Source organism: Bifidobacterium sp. UMB1197, assembly GCF_030217745.1.
GTDB classification, from domain to species: domain Bacteria; phylum Actinomycetota; class Actinomycetes; order Actinomycetales; family Bifidobacteriaceae; genus Bifidobacterium; species Bifidobacterium vaginale_B.
The window spans coordinates 33,928-53,757 of sequence record NZ_JASOOL010000002.1 but is presented as its reverse complement, the minus strand read 5'-3'; the positions used below and the strand labels follow the sequence as shown (position 1 = coordinate 53,757).

16 protein-coding genes are annotated in these 19,830 nt (G+C 38.9%); 4 read left to right on the top strand and 12 right to left on the bottom strand.

The genetic code is table 11. The features are described from left to right. Nucleotides 1-151: 151 nt before the first annotated feature. On the top strand, nucleotides 152-433 hold the full coding sequence (locus QP420_RS01495) for an HU family DNA-binding protein (protein ID WP_060786765.1): 282 nt from the start codon (nucleotides 152-154) through the stop codon (nucleotides 431-433). A gap of 111 nt (nucleotides 434-544) precedes the next feature. Here the strand turns inward: QP420_RS01495 and QP420_RS01490 are convergent, their stop codons facing one another. From QP420_RS01490 to QP420_RS01445, 10 genes are all read right to left on the bottom strand, one after another. Next, on the bottom strand, nucleotides 545-961 hold the full coding sequence (locus tag QP420_RS01490; RefSeq protein ID WP_415688607.1) for a Fur family transcriptional regulator: 417 nt from the start codon (nucleotides 959-961) through the stop codon (nucleotides 545-547). 27 nt (nucleotides 962-988) lie between these two features. Then, on the bottom strand, nucleotides 989-2,161 hold the full coding sequence (purK, locus tag QP420_RS01485) for a 5-(carboxyamino)imidazole ribonucleotide synthase (RefSeq protein WP_481616368.1): 1,173 nt from the start codon (nucleotides 2,159-2,161) through the stop codon (nucleotides 989-991). Next, a complete protein-coding gene (gene purE / locus QP420_RS01480) occupies nucleotides 2,145-2,609 on the bottom strand; it encodes a 5-(carboxyamino)imidazole ribonucleotide mutase (RefSeq protein ID WP_415688625.1) in 465 nt (154 codons plus the stop codon). The genes purK and purE overlap by 17 nt, the downstream gene beginning before the upstream one ends. Nucleotides 2,610-2,764: 155 nt before the next feature. Beyond that, complete coding sequence (locus QP420_RS01475) at nucleotides 2,765-3,406, bottom strand: ABC transporter ATP-binding protein (protein WP_060786768.1); 642 nt, start codon at nucleotides 3,404-3,406, stop codon at nucleotides 2,765-2,767. A 70-nt stretch (nucleotides 3,407-3,476) separates the two neighbouring features. Beyond that, nucleotides 3,477-4,838, bottom strand: coding sequence for an ABC transporter permease (locus QP420_RS01470; RefSeq protein ID WP_481616367.1), 1,362 nt, complete (start codon nucleotides 4,836-4,838; stop codon nucleotides 3,477-3,479). Between the two features lie 41 nt (nucleotides 4,839-4,879). Further along, nucleotides 4,880-6,250: an ABC transporter permease gene (locus QP420_RS01465; protein WP_415688614.1), complete on the bottom strand. Its 1,371-nt coding sequence runs from the start codon at nucleotides 6,248-6,250 to the stop codon at nucleotides 4,880-4,882. A 569-nt stretch (nucleotides 6,251-6,819) separates the two neighbouring features. Then, nucleotides 6,820-9,249, bottom strand: coding sequence for a BspA family leucine-rich repeat surface protein (locus QP420_RS01460; RefSeq protein ID WP_481616366.1), 2,430 nt, complete (start codon nucleotides 9,247-9,249; stop codon nucleotides 6,820-6,822). Between the two features lie 302 nt (nucleotides 9,250-9,551). Further along, nucleotides 9,552-9,824, bottom strand: coding sequence for a type II toxin-antitoxin system RelB/DinJ family antitoxin (locus tag QP420_RS01455; RefSeq protein ID WP_060786771.1), 273 nt, complete (start codon nucleotides 9,822-9,824; stop codon nucleotides 9,552-9,554). A 275-nt stretch (nucleotides 9,825-10,099) separates the two neighbouring features. Continuing rightward, complete coding sequence (locus tag QP420_RS01450; RefSeq protein ID WP_481616456.1) at nucleotides 10,100-10,441, bottom strand: helix-turn-helix domain-containing protein; 342 nt, start codon at nucleotides 10,439-10,441, stop codon at nucleotides 10,100-10,102. Between the two features lie 395 nt (nucleotides 10,442-10,836). Beyond that, nucleotides 10,837-11,415, bottom strand: a complete 579-nt coding sequence (locus QP420_RS01445) for a hypothetical protein (RefSeq protein ID WP_481616365.1) — start codon at nucleotides 11,413-11,415, stop codon at nucleotides 10,837-10,839. Nucleotides 11,416-11,916: 501 nt separating this feature from the next. Here QP420_RS01445 and QP420_RS01440 point away from each other — a divergent pair. Then, entirely contained in the window at nucleotides 11,917-14,490 is a 2,574-nt protein-coding gene (locus QP420_RS01440; RefSeq protein ID WP_481616364.1) for an InlB B-repeat-containing protein, read from the top strand. A gap of 99 nt (nucleotides 14,491-14,589) precedes the next feature. On the opposite strand, the gene QP420_RS01435 is transcribed toward QP420_RS01440, so the two are convergent. Further along, nucleotides 14,590-17,991 (bottom strand): InlB B-repeat-containing protein, encoded by a 3,402-nt coding sequence (locus tag QP420_RS01435; protein WP_481616363.1) that lies wholly within the window; start codon nucleotides 17,989-17,991, stop codon nucleotides 14,590-14,592. Nucleotides 17,992-18,598: 607 nt separating this feature from the next. On the opposite strand from QP420_RS01435, the gene QP420_RS01430 reads away from it, so the two are divergent. Together QP420_RS01430 and QP420_RS01425 are read left to right on the top strand one after the other, a co-directional pair. After that, nucleotides 18,599-18,913, top strand: coding sequence for a type II toxin-antitoxin system RelB/DinJ family antitoxin (locus QP420_RS01430; RefSeq protein WP_464405085.1), 315 nt, complete (start codon nucleotides 18,599-18,601; stop codon nucleotides 18,911-18,913). Continuing rightward, nucleotides 18,910-19,191, top strand: a complete 282-nt coding sequence (locus QP420_RS01425; RefSeq protein ID WP_473412883.1) for a type II toxin-antitoxin system mRNA interferase toxin, RelE/StbE family — start codon at nucleotides 18,910-18,912, stop codon at nucleotides 19,189-19,191. The genes QP420_RS01430 and QP420_RS01425 overlap by 4 nt, the downstream gene beginning before the upstream one ends. Before the next feature lie 123 nt (nucleotides 19,192-19,314). Here the strand turns inward: QP420_RS01425 and QP420_RS01420 are convergent, their stop codons facing one another. Next, nucleotides 19,315-19,770 (bottom strand): tripartite tricarboxylate transporter TctB family protein, encoded by a 456-nt coding sequence (locus QP420_RS01420; RefSeq protein WP_481616362.1) that lies wholly within the window; start codon nucleotides 19,768-19,770, stop codon nucleotides 19,315-19,317. Nucleotides 19,771-19,830 lie beyond the last annotated feature (60 nt).

Sequence of the window (19,830 nt, the reverse complement as noted above, 5' to 3'; positions counted from 1 at the left end):
TTATGCACTTTATTAACCAAAAAAACTAAAAAATCGTAAAAAAATCTTAATAAAACGCTGAAAAACCGCGCATTTGTAGGGAAAATGTATTAATATCTATGAGTGAAAGTGGTCTTTGGAAGAGAAGGCCCCTAACACAAAGGATGCTTGTATGGCATACAACAAGTCTGATCTCGTTTCGAAGATCGCTCAGAAGTCCAACCTTACCAAGGCACAGGCCGAGGCCGCTGTCAACGCATTCCAGGATGTGTTCGTTGAGGCTTTGCAGTCTGGCGAAGGCTTGAAGCTCACTGGTCTGTTCTCCGCTGAGCGCGTAAAGCGCGCTGAGCGCACTGGCCGCAACCCACGCACTGGCGAAACCATTAAGATTCCTGCATCTTACGGTGTTAGAATCTCTGCTGGTTCTTTGCTTAAGAAGGCTGTTGCCGAGTAGGTTGAACCGCTAAGCGTAGACTTACAGAAACGAGGAACACTCCCAAAGTTGGATTTGTTCCTCGTTTTTTATGTCTTTAATTTATGAATTTATGTGCTTTAATTTTTGCCTCTATTGCAACTCTTTATTGCTCTCTTTATTGCACTCTTCGCACAATCCAAACACTTCCAAAGTGTGGTCTATAACCGTGTATCCATGAGATTCAGCAATCTTATGAATCCAACCTTCGTCGTCTGGCGGCTCTATATCTACAGTCTTTCCGCATTTTTCGCACACCAAATGATGATGATGCGTATTCTCGTCGCAAATCCTAAAAAGCTGCTGACCGTTAAAGCGCACGGTATCAACATCTCCACTTTGCGAAAGCATATTAAGCTGGCGATAAACAGTGGCCAAACCAATGATTTCACCATCTTCTACAAGCGCGCGATGCAAATTTTGTGCAGAAACAAAATTACGCGAAGCTCTTAAATGCTCAAGAACTGTTTCTTTTTGCTTAGTGTTCCTGCGTATTGGCTCACCAACCATTATTCAACCTTTCGCCGCAAAAAACTTTTAATCAAGCTCGTCATCCCAACAACCTGTAGAGTCTAACACATTGGCTTCCTCAACAGGATTATTGCAAAGAACAGTAATATGACCCATTTTGCGATTCTTACGAATCTCCGCCTTGCCGTAATCGTGAACATGCCATTCTGGATGCTCCGCAATAAGCGCACGAGTAGGCACAACATGTTGGCCTAAAACATTAACCATTACGGCAGCAGAAAGAAGCGTAGGCTCTTTTAGAGGCCATCCAACAATACCGCGAACATGCGCCTCAAATTGATCCATATCGCAAGCTTCAATCGTATAGTGTCCCGAATTATGCGGGCGCGGCGCGAGCTCATTTACCACTACGCGATTGTCTTTAGTAATAAACAGTTCTATTCCAAGCGTTCCAGCAAGTTTAAAGCCTTGAGCCAATTTAAGCGCTAAGCTATGCGCAGCTTCTTGAATCTTAGTATCAACATTTGCTGGAGCCAAAGTCATGTGCAAAATGCTGTTGTGATGCACATTTTTTACAAGAGGATAAGTCACAAATTCGTTGCCATTTCCCGAAACAAGGATTGATGCTTCAAAAGCAAAGTCAACAAAACCTTCGAGAATAGAAGGCAGCATCTCTTGGCCATTTTCTACGCGCTTACGAATATTATCAACGTCTTCTTGAGTGCGCAAAACGTCTTGACCGTGGCCGTCGTAACCACCTCTGCGTGTTTTAAGAATTGCAGGCAGCCCGATTTCTTCGATTGCTTTATCTAAATCGTCTAGATTATTGACTTCACGCCATTTAGCAGTTTCAATACCGTGATTGTTAATAAAACTCTTTTCAAAAACACGATCTTGAGTAACTCGCAATAAGTCGGTTCCTTGAGGAACTGCAACCAAATCGCGCACACTATCTAAAGCATCTGCGTTTACGTTTTCAAATTCGTACGTAAGCACATCGCAACTTTTAGCAAGCTTTTGTAAGGCTTCTAAATCGTCATATTCTGCTTCAACTTGAAAATCCGCAACCTGAAACACCGGGCAATTATGCGCTGGGTCTAAAACGCCGATTTTAAAGCCCATTCTTCTAGCGGCAATCGCCATCATGCGACCAAGCTGACCGCCACCTATAATTCCAATAGTGGCCCCTGGCATTAAGCACTTTGCAGCGCCATTAGTTGCTTCACATAAGCTCGGCATTAGATTCCTCAACCTTCTTTTTTAATTCTTTGCGGTATTCTTCAAGTTCTTCTTCTAGGCGACTATCTGTTGTGCTAAGCATGCTTACTGCAAGCAAGCCCGCATTAGTAGCGCCAGAATTGCCAACAGCGGTTGTTGCAACTGGAATTCCGCCAGGCATCTGCACTATAGAAAGCAAAGAATCCCAGCCCGAAAGAGCATGGGATTTTACAGGAACACCAACAACTGGAAGCGTTGTTTGAGCAGCAATCATACCTGGCAAGTGTGCAGCTCCACCAGCGCCAGCAATAATCACGCGAAAACCGTTTTTTCTAGCGCCATGCGCAAAATCTGCCATAAGTTCTGGAGTGCGATGTGCAGAAATAACTTGCTTTATATACGGCACTCTAAATCTTTCTAAGATTTCGCATGCGTGGCGCATTGTTTCCCAATCGCTAGAAGAGCCCATAACAACTGCCACAACAGGTTTTGAATCTAAAATATCTGCCACAACAACCTCCCGTATATGCGCAAATACGCAACTTCTGCGCAAAGTTTATACGCAACTTTTACTTTACGCAGAAGCACGGAAAAATGGCTAATAATTAGTGTTTTATTAGTGTTTTACTGCTTTTTTATTAGCTGCTTATTTTTAAGAACATATTTTACGTCTGCGCTAGCCGCCACATCACTCGAATGTGTTACAACAATCACGCATTTTCCGCGCTTATGAGCGGCATCTTTTAAGATTGCTATAACTTCTTTGGTAGTGTTTGGATCCAAGCTACCCGTTGGCTCGTCGGCAAGAATAACTGGAGCAGAAGATACAAGCGCTCGTGCAATAGCCACTCGCTGCTGCTGGCCTCCCGAAAGCTTTGTTATATTTCTAGTGGACTCGTCTTCGCTAAGCCCCAGCTCTTTAAGAATCGTAGAATCCGCCTTTGGGCTAACAAGCTGCAAATTTTCTACAGGATTCAAATAGTCAATTAGATTAAAACTCTGGAAAACTAAAGAAACATTGTTCTTGCGATGATTAGCATAACCGCCATTCTTAGAAATATCTTGACCGTTAAACAATACTGTTCCACTCGTTGGAGAGTCTAAACCAGCTAGAAGAGATAACATGGTGGATTTTCCAGCACCCGATGGCCCCGTTATGCTGTAGATTTTCCCAGCTTCAAAATCTGCATTAACATTTTTAAGAACCGTAATATTAGTTACTCCATAAGAGTAATCAACGTTGTCTAGTTTTAATAAAGTTGTCATAATAAACTCCAATATTTTCTAAATTTAATATTTGATACTTGTAAATTTTTAATTTTCTAAGAAAATCACTTTAGCTCATTGAATTCAATACAGAACGCGGCTTTTTAAACATTATTGGCGCAAGAGCAATGCATAGAGATACAAACGCTATAGCAAATCCTATAAGAATAGCAAACGCTGTTTGGCCAGTTAGCAAAGGCTGATTTGATGAGTACGTAATTGCACCATTTGCAACATTTGCTAATAGCATTGATCCAACACTAGACGATATTGCAGCACTAATCGCAGTAGACAGCACTGAGCAAAATGCAGATATTATAAAAACTTCCACAATCATCTGTAAAGCTATTGCACACTTACTAACGCCTAACGCCATAAGAACGCCAACTTCGTGGATCCTTCCTCGAACCCAAAAAACAAGAACTAAGCCAAGAATTATTACTGCAACAATCGCAAGGCAAAATAGAATCATAAACACTAATTGCTTAACTGTTTTTACAGATTGAAGAACAGAGGCAAATCTTTGCGCATTATTTTCTACAGAAAGCATGCCATTGCCATAGTTTTTAGCGATTTTATTGGCTTCTTCTAAAGCTTTAGTTAGACTATTTGGATTTTGCATAACGCACTTTATAGAACTGCGATTTTTACTTCCAAACAAGTAAAAAGCGGATTCTAAATCAGTTATTACGCGATTTTCGGAAGAGTCGGAAGGAAGCGCACCCTTTGTTTGCATCTTGCCAGAAAAAATGCCAACAACCTTAAGATCAATGCTTTTGCTGCCTTGTTTTAAGGTTAAAACAGACCCGAGTTTAAGATTATTTTGTTTAGCAAAACTCTTGTGAATTATTGCAGATTTTGCGAGCTTAAAGCTACCAGCTGCCGAAGAATCAATATGACTGCCTTCATCCAGCTTATATAATCCTTCTTGGAATCCCTGCGCTAACTGTGATTTAGTTGTTCCCGTTATGGAAACAAGCGAAAACATTTCATCATTGTCTAAACGCGGACCATTTATTGGCGCTACAATTTTAGCGTTAACAGGATTTGCTAAAACATCCTTTTCTTCTGCAATGGTTTTTATTCCACTAATCTTTTTGAATTTTGCAATAAGATTTTCGGGAATTCCTTCGTTTTTTTGCAAATCTTGAGGAATGTCTTGCTGCGATTGTTTAGCGGAGTCACCAGTAGAATCAGCAGAATCGCCAGCAGAATCGGACTCTGGCAAAGTCTGCCCTTGCGTTTTTGCGTAAACGCTAAAGCCTAAACCAATACTGGAAGTTATTTGATTCTCTAGATTTTTTACGCAAGCAATAACACTCGCTTGGCAAATAAGCGCGCTAAGAACAACCGTAATAATCAAGGCTAAAATAGCACTGCGTCTTGGTTTTCTAACTATAGCGAGCCAAGATCTTTTTATAATTTGAGTCATTTTACCACCTACTTTTGCACGTCAACTACTTTTGCAGCCAACTACTTTTGCATGCCAAGCAAATCTCTAGGAGACTTTCGCAAAATAGGAAGATAAGACAACGCAACCGCAACAATAATAATCATTAGAACCATTAATGAAGATTGAATTAAGCAATCGGAGCTAACTTGAACAGCAATCTTATCTAAAGTTCTAGTAGCCATGCTTGATTCCAAGTTTCCTCCAGCTTGACCCATTGAGCTAAGCTGCTGCGCGGCGGAATTTTTTACTGAGCCTAATGCGCAGTCGCTAAACCATGGAGATATTGCGCTGGCAAAACCATAGCCTATTGCAATGGCTGGAATCGCAAGTAGCACAAGCTCAAAAAGCTGCTGCAACACAAGGGAAGCTTTTCCAACGCCAATGGAAGTTAAAACTCCAATTTCTTTTCTACGCTCATTAATCCAAAGAATAAGAACCAATCCAAGAGCCACCACAGCAAACGCGCTTACTGCAATAACCGTTATGTTCATCATGGATTTTACGCCTTTTGCCGCGCCAATCATTCCCTGTACAAACTGGTCATCTCGAGTAATCTGATAGTTTTGCAAATCAATTGGCAGCTTAGACGCTTCTTCAATCACAGAATCTGCGTCCGCTCCTTTTTTAACCTTAAAACTTGCGTCCTGGTATATCTCTTTTCCAGGCTTATATTTGTAAAGCTCTCTGGTTGTTTTTAAATCTGTATACACAGTGTTTGCAGTTAATTCTGCACGCGTTGCAACTGGGCGATTATTAGCTCCGCCGTAAATTCCAACTATGCGCGTTTTTACTTGCTCCGTGGAATGGTTAAGGTTATCGGCATCGAAAGGATTGGCTTTAAGCGTTAACGAATCGCCTAATTTTAGGCCGTTGAGTTTTGCTAAGTCTTCGTGGATTAAGGATGCATGCTCATCTGATTCGCGCAAAGCCCTTCCTTTAACCATGTGAATTGACTTTGTTTTAAACGCATTTAATCCTTTAGAAGAGTTTGTTCCCTCTAGGTTTACAGCGTTGCCGAATTGCTTTTCTCTGCGAGCATCGTAGTCTTGAACACCTTTGATTCTAGCTGCTTTTGCGTCAACTAAATCGGCTGTAACATTTTGACGCAAAACATACGAATCAACGTTTTTTAGCGACGCGATTTTTTTAACATCACTTGGCTTAACAGTTCCCGCTCCCCTAGGAGTTCCAGGATTTACTTGCGGATTATTTGCTAAAACAAAACTAGATTCTGCTTGTTCTTCTACCTTTTTGCCCTCTTTTTCTGCAGCAATCGCAACTGCAGAAGATGCCAGCAAAAGCGTTGAAATCAATGCCAGTATTACAAACACGATTGCTGTTTTTACTCTTTTTCTCAAAACGTAGCGTATTGCGCGAGAAATAAATGTCATTGACTACCATCCTCATCGAACACTTGTAGTTAAATCGTATGTTATTCAATCATTAATATCAGTACTAAGTACAAGCCGCACGAATAATACAAAATCGTATAAGCCACGCGAATAATACAAAATCGTATAAGCCGAACAAAATTGTATAAGCCGAACAGCAAGTACAATCACGTAGCCTATATTATTTACCCTTATAAAATACTGTGAAAAAACTGTTTATTCTCTTTAAATATCTTAGAAAATTTTATGAAAATTACTGATTTTCAATAAAAAATATATGTTAAATTGTCATAATCAATTTAAATAATTTATGTTACACAGTGATTATAAAACAAAATTTTTTAGATTATTAGTAAGTTTTACAACTTGAGACCTTACAGTCAAAAAAATTTATTTTGCATGATTTGACGAGGATTTGCGTGATTATTTTGTAGGATTTGCGTGGATAAAGGCGTGTAAAACAACAAGACACAGAAAACAACTAAGGCGAGCACGTGATTGTTACGAGTGCCCGCCTTAATTTATATGCGCTGCGATTAGCCGAGGCTGATTTCGCCTTAGTTTACGCCTTAGTTTTCATCCTCGTCTTTGCGCTTCTTCCTCTTCTTACCAAACAGAACAAAGAAGAAGAATCCACCAACAATCGCAGCAATAGCGGCAAGAGCGCCAACAATAGACGCAATCAAACCAACATTGGAAGAGCTTGATGCATGCTTTGCTGAATTACTAGCAGAAGACTTTGCAGAATCCTTAGAATCCTTTGAATCCTTAATGGAGTCTTTATAATCTTTAGCAGAATCAGAGGAATCAGAATGATTCTTTGAGGAATCCTTAGCAGAATCAGAGGAATTCGACTTAGCGGAATTGCTTGAATTAGAGCCACTTCCACCCGCAGAGCCACCATTGCGATTAGTGTTCGAACCATTACCTGGCGTATTATTCGGATTATCACCTGGCGTATTTCCAGAACCGTTGTTTGGATTATTGTTTGGATTATTATCCGTGTTATTGTCTGGATTATTTCCAGGCTTATCACCCGAACCGCCTCCGTCAGGATTCAATCCACCACCTGGAGTATCGCCGCCAGGCTGCGGAGTTGGATTTGGTGTCGGATCTGGCGTTGGAGATGGTTCTGGCAGCGGCGACGGATTTGGATCTGGAGTTGGATCTGGATCTGGATTCTTAATTTTCGTCTTATCTACGTCAAGCTTATAAGTCTGAAAAACATCATTTGCATTCGATATTGCCCTCGAAGCAGAATACTTTCCAGTAAGCTCTGGATAAGTTTCCTGCAACTCCTTTATCTTACTTTCAATAGTCTTATTAACAACAGAGCTCACAGCTTCGATATCATTCTTACTTTGTTGATCATCATCATACCAAGCTGCGGAGCTAATATAAACTGCAGGAAAATCATTAATCTCAATACTTTGATTCGTAGAACCATTAAAAGTCAAAGTCACTTTCTTCTTGGTCTTCAATTTAAGAAGAGCAGAACTAGCATCTATTTTTACATCATAGTTTTTATGGATAATAATTATTGAATCATACGGATTTCCAAATATTTCATTAATTTGATTTTCGTTTAATTTATCTAATCCAAAACCGTCTAATTCAAGCTCTCCCCGAAAACCTTTTAACTTTTCTCCTATAAGACTTTTTAAAAAGTCTACGTAATTCTCATCACTAATACGATTTCCTGTAACTAAATACCCTAAATCAATATAAGGTAAATCTTTATTAAATTTCCAACTCTTAAGAGCACTAATGTCGGTTAATGTTGCACTTCCTGCAAACATTCCGCCCATTTTCGATACATTGCTAACATTCCAGTTTTTAACAGCAACAAGATTTGACACACTGCTTACGAATGAATGATTAAGAAGGCAGTTACCTTTCGAATTATCGCAAACATTTACACTTTGCAAACAGTTAGCAAACATTCGTTCCATGTTAGTAACGTTGCCTGTGTTCCAGCTTGCTACACCATTAATATTTAGTAAACGCTTGCAATCCTCAAACATGTAAGACATGTCAGTCACATTACCAGTTTTCCAGTTCTTTAATCCATCCAAATTCTTGATATTTGTGCAATTAGAAAACATATAACGCATATTTTTTACGTTTGACGTATTCCAATTTTTCAAAGCATCAATATTTTTTAAATTAGTTCCCCAATAAAACATTGAATCCATATTAGTAACTTTACTTACATCCCAATTAGCAATAGGGTCTAAAAAAGATGAACTGCTTTGTTCGCTAATAAAGTCATCAGAAAAACTCTTATAAAACATTGAATTCATATTAGTAACGTTACTTGTGTTCCATCTGCCTAAGCCATCTAAACTCTTAAGATCACGGTACCTGCCAAATACGTAAGACATATCTGTAACATTACTTACATCAAAGCTGCCAATATTACCAAGAGAGTCAATTCTAATTTCACTAAACAAACCAGCAATACTGCCGTAGCCATATACTCTGCTCTCAAATTTTAAAGTGGCACCATACATATTATTACTTTTAAGCTTATCGCGAATAGCTTCAAATTCTTCTGGCTTAAGGTCGGCGCTAATAATGCCCTCTTCAGCACCATCTTTTGGCTTAATTACAAGGTAAGTAGCGTCACCAACATTTTCAATTACAGCCTCACAGCCATGCATGCTGTTGGCTTCATTTTTATCAATAATATGAGCTGGAACAGTCGGAACAGCACCAGCCTCAGAACTCTGTACACCCCCCCCCGTAACAGAATTAGCAGCTTTAGCGACGTTAGCAGCAGACGATTTAACAATGCTAGAAGAAGAAGCAACACTAGAAGAAGAAGCAACACTAGAAGAATCGCCAGCAACACTAGAAACAGCAGAAGCATTGGCCACAACTCCCCCAGTTATAGCCAACGCAGTTGCGCAAAAACCAGCACTAAGCGGCACAAAAACACTACGATTGCGAACACTATGATTACTAGCACTACGGATATGCTTATTACTCTTCTTCATAATAAACCTTCTCAACGCATCAAACGCTCACAAATGAGTACACAAAAATGCATACAAGCAAATGCAAACACAAGACTCTATGCATAAAACACTAGTATTCTACACCCAAACACATAAACACAACATACTATCCGCGCAAAAAGCAATGAAATATAACAAAAACCGCCACAAGCTAACCTTTTATCAATAAAAAGCTGCAGATTTAAAAATGTTAATTTAACAATGCGATATTTTATTTCTTAAACAATTCTGAATGCGTGCCAAGCCTATATAACATCAAAACAAGAACTTCATTCTTAATTTCATAAATCAAGAGCCGCCTTAAGATCTTCCATATTTCGATAACCCTTTACACTAGGATCAGACGCAATTCGTCTACCCTCTTCAATAGCAGCAATCGTTGTATCATTTGGAACCTCTAATTTAAGAGAAAAAGGAATTCCGTTCTCACGAATAGTTGTTCGCAAAAACATGTTAATCGCTGTCGTCATATTGAATCCGAGTTCTGAAAAAATCCTATCAGCTTGTTCTTTAATTACCTTATCTGTTCTGATATTTAAATTCGTAGTAGTCATATACAATACCTCCATCTTCTTTTACTATACGCAAATATTCGTTTATGTTCAACATATTGTCATTACAATGTATATAATTCAGACCAACTAAAGTAATACAACTGAATAGGAATTGCAAACGCAAACAACAAAGCGCAAGAAACAATAAGGCAATCTAAAACAATAAGGCGAGCACATTGTATTACCAAAGTACCAGCCTTAATTTATTTATGAGATTTATGCGTTGCGATTAGCACAAACGCTTAGTCAAACAACTAGCGGCAGCGGTAGACCAACTACTTCGCAACCTGCTTATTTTGCACAAACTCAATCCTACAAGTCGCATTCAAAGCATTTGCAATACGGTTCAAAAGAGCAATAGTCGGATTTCTTGAACCATTTTCCAACCTGCTAATATCAGACTGACTAATTCCTGTTTTCGCCGAAAGCTCCGCCTGAGTCAAACCAGCCTTTTTCCTAGCCATAACAAGAGACATAGTTAAATCCCTTTCAAACTGAAGAGCATCATACTCTTTCTTGAATTCAGGATCTTTAATAAGCTCGTTTGTAAGTTCATGTAAATCATTCATTCGTCTTCCTTGCCCTACTTGATTTCCCTGCAACTCTTGCTTTTCCATCACAAACCCATCTTTCGATTAAAATATTCAGAATGACTTTTATGCTATATATACCATAAAAACTTGTATATGTCTTGCAAATCATATAAAAATCGCATAAGACATTTGCCTTGAAAACAGTATGAATATGGCTAAAATGCAACCAATAACAATTAAGGCGAGCACGTTGCATTACCCAAGTGCCAGATTATAGTCCAATCAGCGTTACCAGCTCAGTTCATTAGCTGAGTCAGTAACGGTATTTCGAATTTGGCACATGACTCTAGATATCGCAGGAGCCGGCGCCCAAGATACTCAGGCAATTCCGGCTCCAACTTCCATATCCTCCGAAGAGATAGGCAATAAATTCATTGTATCAGTATGCGACAATATTGTCACATGCTTTGTTAAGTATGCTAGATATTTTTTACGTGAACATTTTTGAATTTTTGGATGAGATTTACCGATATAGGATCTTCACATTTATTTAATTGTTCACCATAAAATCCAAGAATTTGATCTGGTATCCATAATCTTGCGTCATCTTTTCCGTTCTTAAATTCAATTTGTAATTTCTGTATTGTTTTATTTTTTATCAAATATTTTTGCAATACAAGATCTTTCGCATTTTGGTGTTTTTCTCTTGACTCAAGAATTAGTAAATTTACTTTATACTGAGATTCCAATGTTTGCAGTAAAGTTTCCATGCATTTTCTTCTTGCTCTTTCAGGTTTCAAATTTAGGTAATTTCGTGGCATAGAAACGATAATATATTGTAAATCTAGATCTTCTATAATTCGTATAGATTTTTCTTTTTCACGCATTGTCATATCGCGCCAATGCAATTTATTAACATGTTTCTTTGTTGCATTTAACAGCTTATTCCGCACAACAAGCTCTGGTAAATTGCAAATGCATGCGCATATGTGGTATGCCTGTATCCCAGATTTGCTAGATTTTGTACTTTCATCTCCCCAAGCTATTGTTTCACCCATTTTGCCACCGCCAAAAAATGTATCAACAGTCTTCTTACTCTTAATGAAGTATTTTATTATAAATATTCAATTTTCACATAATTATCCCAAAACTAGCAATAATGCTATAGAAGATTTCGAGCGGAGGCAATCTGGTGGTAAGCTGCAAAAGTAAACAACTAAGGCGAGCACGTTTCATTATCAAAGTACTCGCCTTAATTTATTTATGGGATTTATGTGCTGCGATTAACTTACGATTAATCACAACAAACTTCTCAATCATTCTCTTTCAGCACAAGTTCTATAAGTTTATCCGTGTAATCAGCCTTTGCTAGACTTTGTACTTTCATCTCCCCAAGCTATTGTTTCATCCATTTTGCCCCCCAATACATTTGAATAGAATATAAATCACTGCAAGGCATACAACACAAGGCATCAACACAAGGCATACAACAATAAACAACTTATAAACTATTGCATAAATAAACGCTGAGGTGATAAACTATTCATTCGTATTACAAGTTGGGTCATCTGTATGGAGAGAAATCAGTTAATGAAACACGGGCATACTATTTTCTTTTTGAAACGAAAATTTCTAACCTCTTTCCTAATTTTTGCCTTGGGGGGGGGTCGTTCGTCTCGTCATTAACTGCATTTTCCAAAGTATCGCTTGCAAACACCAATAGCAATATTCAAAACGCTCAAGACACTCAAGACATTCCTGGGCCATTCTACGGTGGATTAAACGTAAATAGCCCACTGTTAGAAGTTGGAAAATATGCATCGCTGCAAATCAGCGCAACCAATGCGTCGGGAAAAGCTGTAAACGCAAATAGCAACGATGCTACTAATTATTCAGGCACTCTTACGCTAAATATTCCATTCAATGAGGTTCTTAAAGCAACTAAGCAACAAATGGAATCTTGTAAAGACAAAAAAGCTAAGCTTGATTTTAGCTACTCGCTATCTTTGCCTGAACCTATTGAATGGAAAGAAAACTTCAACATTGAAAATCAATCTTCACTAGTTGCATCAGCGAGCGCAAAAATTTCTACTCGTCATAAAAATACAATCAAGCTTATTGCTAATTTAGCGGAAAACACGTGGGAAAATTTATATAATTCTAGTGATTCCGGAACCTTAAAGCTAACTGCTCATTTTTCGTTTACAAAAAGCTCACTTAAACAAGTTCAAAATAGAAACATTACTGGTACAGGTATTTTAGATTTGTACGAAAAAGATAAAGACAGCGGAAGCTGGGTGCCTGGATTCGGGTTCACTTATATTACTCACGAGCTGAACATTTCACTTCTTGACGGTAAATCTACAATAAGCAATCCTCTTGATATGAATGAGCAAGATTATAATCAGCTTATTTACAGCAATGATTTAACAAACGGCAATAAAAACATAGAAATTACATCGACTGGCAAATTCGTTTTATTGGGAACTGCTCAAAAAGTTACGTACGAAGATTACAGCTCTCCTCTTATAACTAGAGATGGTCTTGAAATAAACTCTAAAATTAGCAGCAAACCATTCAAATCCTCTTTAGAAAATGTTGAAAAATGGCTAAAAACAAAGATTAATGACGTTTCAAGAGTGTACGTATCGAACTTAAACGTATCAATCAAACTCACGTTTAAGTTGCCTAAAGAAATATCGCTATCGCCTAGTAGAAAACTTCCTGATATCCCATCAGAACACTACCCAAAGAAATATGGTGGAGTGAGAACCGACCCAACATCGCTTTTAGGTGATTTTGGCGATTTTGCGCTCAAAGATGTAAAAGAAGATGGTAATACTAATACTATTACAGCAACCGCGTGCCTAAAAGACTGGTACAAAGGCAATCAGCTGATGAGGCCCTACGCCTACTCGTATGATGAGATTAAACATAGGATTAACAATTTAGTTGATGAGATAAATATTAGGTTTATTCCAGTATGGTTTAATACCGATGCGCAAGCTGGAAAAACCTACCAAATCGAAGGATCAGCGCAGGGTGAGCTATCCGGAAAAATCAATTACGTATATAGAAAACTTGGAGCATACGACTCGGACAAGCTTATGCCTTTTAATGTTAAATTTAACGAAGAACCCGTAGAACTTCCTGTAGAAGTTCCGTACAAGATTGATTTTAAGTTTGAAAGTGGAACCCCTGGCCAAACGCTTCCTGAGTATATTGGTAAGGATTATGCGTTAAAGCCGATTAATGTTTATAAAGGAAAGTCAATTACTATCGATACCTCTACGTTGCACAAAACAACTGATGAGATGTTTGAACCTGAGCCAGAAGTAGTTGGCGATGGCAATAAGAAGACTGGCACGTGGGTTTTTGACGAGATGGCTGGTTGGAAGATTGATGGAAAAGGCGAGCCTGTTACGACTATTAAAAATGTAAATAAAAACATTACTTTAGTTGGAACGTGGAAGTTTATTCCTGTAGGAGATTCTGCGCATAGAAAAGTAACATTCAAAGACGGAGAAAAAATTATTGCGACTGTTGAAGTAGAAGCTGGAAAGACTATTGAAGGCGATTCTTTAGAGAGTCAGTCTATGCCAGCAAATCCTACTAAAGCGGGTTACACGTTTAAGGAGTGGAATACAAAAGCAGACGGAACAGGCACTAAATTCTTAGGCACAACAAATGTGATATACGATATTACAGTGCATGCAGTTTACACTAAGGATTACAATCCGCAGGATCCGCAGGATCCGCAAGATCCACATGATCCAGATAATCCCAAAAATCCAGAGGATTCAGAAAATCCGCAGGATCCAGATAACAACTCTGAAAGCGGTTCAATTCTCGAATTAGATAATGGCTCAGAAAATGGAAGTAATCATAAAAGCACTGGCAATCAATTGAACAATGCTAATGCTCAAAATGGGCGTAACAATAAATCAAAATCGCTGGAATCATCGAATTCAGATCAAAGTGGCACTGAAAAACTGAAATCTGCTAGAAAAAATACGCTACCAAGAACGGGTGCAGATAATTCACTGGCTATTACAATAACGATTGCAATTGCAATAGCAGCGCTAACAATCCTATTGTTGTCTTTATTACAAAAAGCAAAAAATAGTCTATAAGCATAGCGCGCAAAATACAACACATAAAAATTGAGGCGAGCACGTAATTGTTACGAGTGCCCGCCTTAATTTATTTATAACTTAGAGAATAACGCTGTTCTAGCGCAAATGCTTAGCACGCTTGCGATTTACCGCAGCGCCCGAAGCCACAAACAAGCCAAGCACCATAGCGCCGAAGGATGCAAATGTTGTGCCAGACGCGTTTGAACCCGTGTTTGGCAGTGCGTCGGCAGAGCGCGTGCCCTCAGCTTGCAATGCATCGAAGCTGCTTGTGGAATCACTACCGTTGGCAGAAGCGTTCATAGAACCATTGCTATTTGTGGAACTATTATCATCATTGCCGCTGCCAATATTCAATTCAGGATTATAAGTCCAATCAGGATCAATACTTCCGCCGCCATTGTTGTCATCTGGATCAGTCGGATCTGGACTTGGATTCGGATTTGGATCAGGATTTGGATCAGGATTTGGATCAGGATTTGGATCTGGATTTGGATCTGGATTTGGATCTGGCGGTGTTGGAAGCTCTTCCTTTGTCCCTACTAAAACCACCTCATCAACAGCATCAATATGTTTACCTCGTACCGATTCGACAGTACCAGTTAAACCAGTTGCAGAATTAACAACATACGTTGTAATAACAACATCACTACCATTCTTACCTCGTGTTTGAACTCTTCTCTCGCCCTTATTTAAGGAAGAATCATTTTTTTCAATCGTTTTACACTTAATCTCAGTTGTTTTAGTATCAACGTTGCCGACTTTGATGACTTTGTTCTGAACAGCTGTTGTTGTTTTACTTTCGCTTGACTGAACAGTATCTGTCAATCCTTTATCAGCATCAACTTTATAAATAGTAGTCGTGGTTTTCGTACCTTTGGTGCCTTCTGTCGTCTGTTCCTTTTTGTAATCAAGATTGCTATCGGCCTCATAAGTCGTACCAGGAGCAATATCCTCGGTCTTTACTTCCTTATTGCCAACACGTATTACATGATCTGTTGGATCAACCTTTTCTTCCTTAGTGCTTTCGGCATCTGTTGTAAGACCCTTATCTTTATCCACCTTATACGTGGTTGTAACCGTCTTAGAACCCTTCTTACCAGCAGTCTCCTTCTTCTCTTGATATGCAAGCGTATCGTCTGCAACATATGTAGTCTTAAAAGGAATATCGCTTATCGTCTTCTTAACATTACCAACCTTAACAACCTTATTGGTTGCCTTTGTTTCCTTAGTTGTAGAAGTAGGATTACTCAACACACCAGTAGAAGCATCAACCACATAAGTCTTAGTAGTGGTTGACTCACCATCCCTACCCTCAGTCTCAGTCACCTGAGTATTGTAAGTAGTATTCGCATCCGCCTTATATTCAGTCTTAAACTTAATAGGCGTAGTTATTTTCTCAACATTACCAACCTTCACAACCTTATTAATAGCATTTATAGTTATTTCACTGTTTGAACCGCCTAAGGATCCAATAGCACCAGTAGTACTATCTACGCCATAGAATTTTTCTATTTTACGCGTTCCCCTGGTACCCTCGGTCTCTTTTGTGGTGTTATACGCAAGCGAACTATCAGCTTCATAGGTTATACCAGGCGTAATGTCTTCGTATGTTATCTCTTTATTGCCAACTTCTGTGACGCCATCTTGGGCTGGAGTGTCTAGAGTCACTTTCCCATTAACATCGGTTATCCTCTTCCCATCTACAGGTGCTTTCTTTACCGTAGTACTTCTAAAGTCAAGATCTGAACTTGACGTATACGTCATCTTTGCAACAAGAACTTCCACTTTTACATGATGTTCATCTTTAGAAAATACTGCATAAACAGTTTTGTCTGCAGTAATAGCTGTGGTGGCCGAAAAATTTGCGTCAGCAGCGTTTGGCTCGGTACCCCATCCTACAAATTTATATCCACTTTTAGTGGGATGTGCTGGCATGTTAGCATCAGTAACCGTGCCATTATTTGCCACTTGAACAGTTTTAATCAAGGCACCATCGTTTTCAAACACAACATCATGGCCTGATTCGTATGACTTGGCCTTAAACACGGCATACAGGGTTTTGTCTGCGGTAACATTCGCATCAGCCGAAAAATTCGCGGTAGTAGCGTTTTTGTCGGTACTCCAGCCTACAAAATCATAGCCAGTTTTAGTAGGGTTAGCTGGGAATCTGTTACTGTCTAACTTTTTACCCTTTTCAACATAATGAGTGCTCAGCCATGCATCATCATTCTTAAAGGTAACGTCATACATTACAACTGGAATTTTCTCAAATACGGCATACACCGTCTTATCCTCATAAACTGGTGTACTCGATTTAAAATCAACGTCATCTTTATCAGACGTGTTATTCTTAGTGCTCCACCCTAAGAATGTATACCCATCTTGCTGAGGATTTTTTGGCATATCTGTGATTTCTACTGTTTTACCACGTTCTACATTGACAGTAGATATTACAGTATCTCCATTCTTAAATGTAACAGAATATTTTTGCGTTGAATCACCACCAGGATTTATATCTGGATCTAGATCTGGATCTGGATCATTAGGATTAGGTGGCAAAATAGGAGGATTATCTGGAATTGGAGTTGGAGTTGGTTCTGGAATACCAGGCTTTTTCTTGAAAATAGCATAAACTATTATGTCTTCTGTAATTCTCTTATTTGAATCAAATGCAGAACCTGTACCATTTGGGCTTGTACTCCATCGAACAAAATTATAGCCAACTGGAGCAGCCACGCTTGGAGTTGAAGTTACTTTTTGCCCTCTTTCAACTTGGATAACACTGTTATCCCTACCACTCTTAAAAGTAACCGTTAGCATAACAACATCGCGCTTGAATACAGCATAAACATTTGTATCAGAAGAAACAGCTGTGGTATCCGTAAAATCTACCTTAGACTGCTCAGTTGCGCCTTTAGTTGTACTCCACCCAAGGAAAGTATAGCCAGTTTTAGAAGGCGCAGATGGCATGCTATTGCCGATTGTTTTACCATTTTCAACACTTGCAGTATCAAAGCATGCATCGTCAATTTTGAAAGTTACAGTATGCTTTTTTGCAGGCTCATTATCATCTTTTGCAAATACTGCGTAAACAGTTGTATTCGCATTTACAGCTGTATCAGACTTAAAATCTACCTGGGTCAGAGAAGTCGCGCCTTTAGTTGTACTCCACCCAATGAAAGTATAGCCAGTATCCTTTAAATCTGAAGGTGTATCTTCACCAGTGGTTTTACCCTTTTTAACTTGAACAGTGGCAATAGTGGAATCGCCATTCATAAATGTAACAGTAGGATATTTATCTGCTTCTTCTTGAGAGCTGTTTGATTCTTTCTTATTCCCATGCACTTCATTAAGATTCGCCGCACTCGCTGCACTCGCTTCATTAGCTTCATTAGCGTACGCAACATTTGCTGAAAGTCCGCCTGCTACAGCCAACACTGTTGCACAAAAACCAATACTTAAAGGTAAAAGAATACTAAGTTTTCCAGCGTTTTTCATAACAATTTCTCCCAATACAAAGATGCAAATGAGAACAAATTAAAAATCCCAATTCCTCTGCAATTCATTGCACAAAACGCTATATACCATACCCCCCCCCCAATACATTTATATAGTTACAAACACATTGCAAATGCACTCATTAAGAACATTTTTAGAGTAGACTTAAGAAAAGTTTTTGACGTGGAATTCAAAAAGTTGCCAAAATACAAAAGTTTTTGACGCAGAATTCAAAAACTTATAAAAATACAAAAGTTTTTAACGTAGAATTCAAAAACTTTGAATTTTTGCAAATTTTGACACTATAAATCTTACGACGGGATTAAGGCGATTAATCTTACGGACTGGCTGCTTAAATAAGCGCACACATTGCAAGAAAGCGTATCTTGTAACAAGAGCAGCAAGCAGTAAACATAATGCAATAGTAACACAATGTAAAACGTTTATAGCATATTGTAAAACAAAGTAATACATTGTAGAATGTAATAAAAGTTGATAGCTGAATATCAAAAACTAGAAAAACTAGAAAAATAAACAAAATTAACAAGTCAAAAAACTAACGACTTATAGAAGCAAAAATTATAAGTATAAAATCAAGGAGAATATTATGGCAATCAGCGCAACAGCAACGAAATCAAACAATACAGCGAAAACCGCAAGCATCAACGTGCGCGTCACAAAAGATGTTAAAGCGCAAGCAGAAGAACTATTCGCCAGCTTCGGCATAACTCTTAGCGATGCAATCAACATGTTCTTACACAAATCGCTTATGGTAGAAGGACTCCCATTCGACTTAAAGCAGCCAAAATACAATAAAGAAACAATCGCTGCGTTTAAGGAATATGACTACATGAAAGCGCATCCAGAAGAGTACAAGCGCTACGACAATGTTACCGAAGCATTGGAGGACGCACTAAAATGAGCCTAAAAGTTGTATTATTAAATTCATTCAAAAGAGATCTTAAAAGAATCAAAAAACGAGGATACGATATAAGACTCTTAGATAGTGTAGTGCGAATGATTGCACAACAAGAAAAGCTTGCTGAAAGATACTGCGACCACGCACTCACGGGCAACTATTTAGGATTCCGCGAATGTCATGTAAAACCCGACTGGCTGCTTATATATCGCATAGATAACGATGACGTAGTGCTTGTACTTTCTCGCACGGGAACACACTCCGACGTATTCAACGAGTAAATTTTAAGAAGCAACAAAGCGAAATACAAACAAGGCGAGCACGTGATTGTTACGAGTACTCGCCTTAATTATTAAAAACAGTTTTATTTATTTATAGACACACCTAAATCGGCCAAAATCCAATTAAAGCGCTGTGCCGTGCTCGTCTAGGCGCGGATTCTGCTTAGAGTTACTAAAGCTAAAGAACAGACCGAACACACCCAAAGCAAACAACACAGCAATCGTTACAACAAGCACCAACGGCTGACTTGGCAACCACATAACAACCAAGAACGCGAATGCAGAAAGCAAAAGCACAGCCCAAGAGCACACACCAATAACCTTACGAACAGTATTCCACGTATCATCTCCAGCCTGCGCGCGCTTAATATTGCGCTCCATCTTGTTTTGGCTTTGCGTAACGCTAGAAGATGGCTTCCATCCGTCAACACCGTTTTCTTGGAGTCTTCTGGAATGTTCTTGCAGATTATATTCATCAATCATTCCGCCACGGCCGCGCCCGTTCGTTTGATCGTATTGAGACGGGATTCCCCTACGATTCTGCCTGGCTTTTGCTCTACGCTCCTTGCGGTTTGCCATGATTGATTCCTTTCTGCATTGAATTTTCACACAATATGAATCATTTTCACACAATACGCA

What these genes read in the sequence shown, in the direction of transcription:
- QP420_RS01495 (WP_060786765.1), top strand. Translation starts at nt 152, where the DNA reads ATGGCATACAACAAGTCTGATCTCGTTTCGAAGATCGCTCAGAAGTCC.
- QP420_RS01490 (WP_415688607.1), bottom strand. Translation starts at nt 961, where the DNA reads ATGGTTGGTGAGCCAATACGCAGGAACACTAAGCAAAAAGAAACAGTT.
- purK (WP_481616368.1), bottom strand. Translation starts at nt 2,161, where the DNA reads ATGCCGAGCTTATGTGAAGCAACTAATGGCGCTGCAAAGTGCTTAATG.
- purE (WP_415688625.1), bottom strand. Translation starts at nt 2,609, where the DNA reads ATGGGCTCTTCTAGCGATTGGGAAACAATGCGCCACGCATGCGAAATC.
- QP420_RS01475 (WP_060786768.1), bottom strand. Translation starts at nt 3,406, where the DNA reads ATGACAACTTTATTAAAACTAGACAACGTTGATTACTCTTATGGAGTA.
- QP420_RS01470 (WP_481616367.1), bottom strand. Translation starts at nt 4,838, where the DNA reads ATGACTCAAATTATAAAAAGATCTTGGCTCGCTATAGTTAGAAAACCA.
- QP420_RS01465 (WP_415688614.1), bottom strand. Translation starts at nt 6,250, where the DNA reads ATGACATTTATTTCTCGCGCAATACGCTACGTTTTGAGAAAAAGAGTA.
- QP420_RS01460 (WP_481616366.1), bottom strand. Translation starts at nt 9,249, where the DNA reads ATGAAGAAGAGTAATAAGCATATCCGTAGTGCTAGTAATCATAGTGTT.
- QP420_RS01455 (WP_060786771.1), bottom strand. Translation starts at nt 9,824, where the DNA reads ATGACTACTACGAATTTAAATATCAGAACAGATAAGGTAATTAAAGAA.
- QP420_RS01450 (WP_481616456.1), bottom strand. Translation starts at nt 10,441, where the DNA reads ATGGAAAAGCAAGAGTTGCAGGGAAATCAAGTAGGGCAAGGAAGACGA.
- QP420_RS01445 (WP_481616365.1), bottom strand. Translation starts at nt 11,415, where the DNA reads ATGGGTGAAACAATAGCTTGGGGAGATGAAAGTACAAAATCTAGCAAA.
- QP420_RS01435 (WP_481616363.1), bottom strand. Translation starts at nt 17,991, where the DNA reads ATGAAAAACGCTGGAAAACTTAGTATTCTTTTACCTTTAAGTATTGGT.
- QP420_RS01430 (WP_464405085.1), top strand. Translation starts at nt 18,599, where the DNA reads ATGGCAATCAGCGCAACAGCAACGAAATCAAACAATACAGCGAAAACC.
- QP420_RS01425 (WP_473412883.1), top strand. Translation starts at nt 18,910, where the DNA reads ATGAGCCTAAAAGTTGTATTATTAAATTCATTCAAAAGAGATCTTAAA.
- QP420_RS01420 (WP_481616362.1), bottom strand. Translation starts at nt 19,770, where the DNA reads ATGGCAAACCGCAAGGAGCGTAGAGCAAAAGCCAGGCAGAATCGTAGG.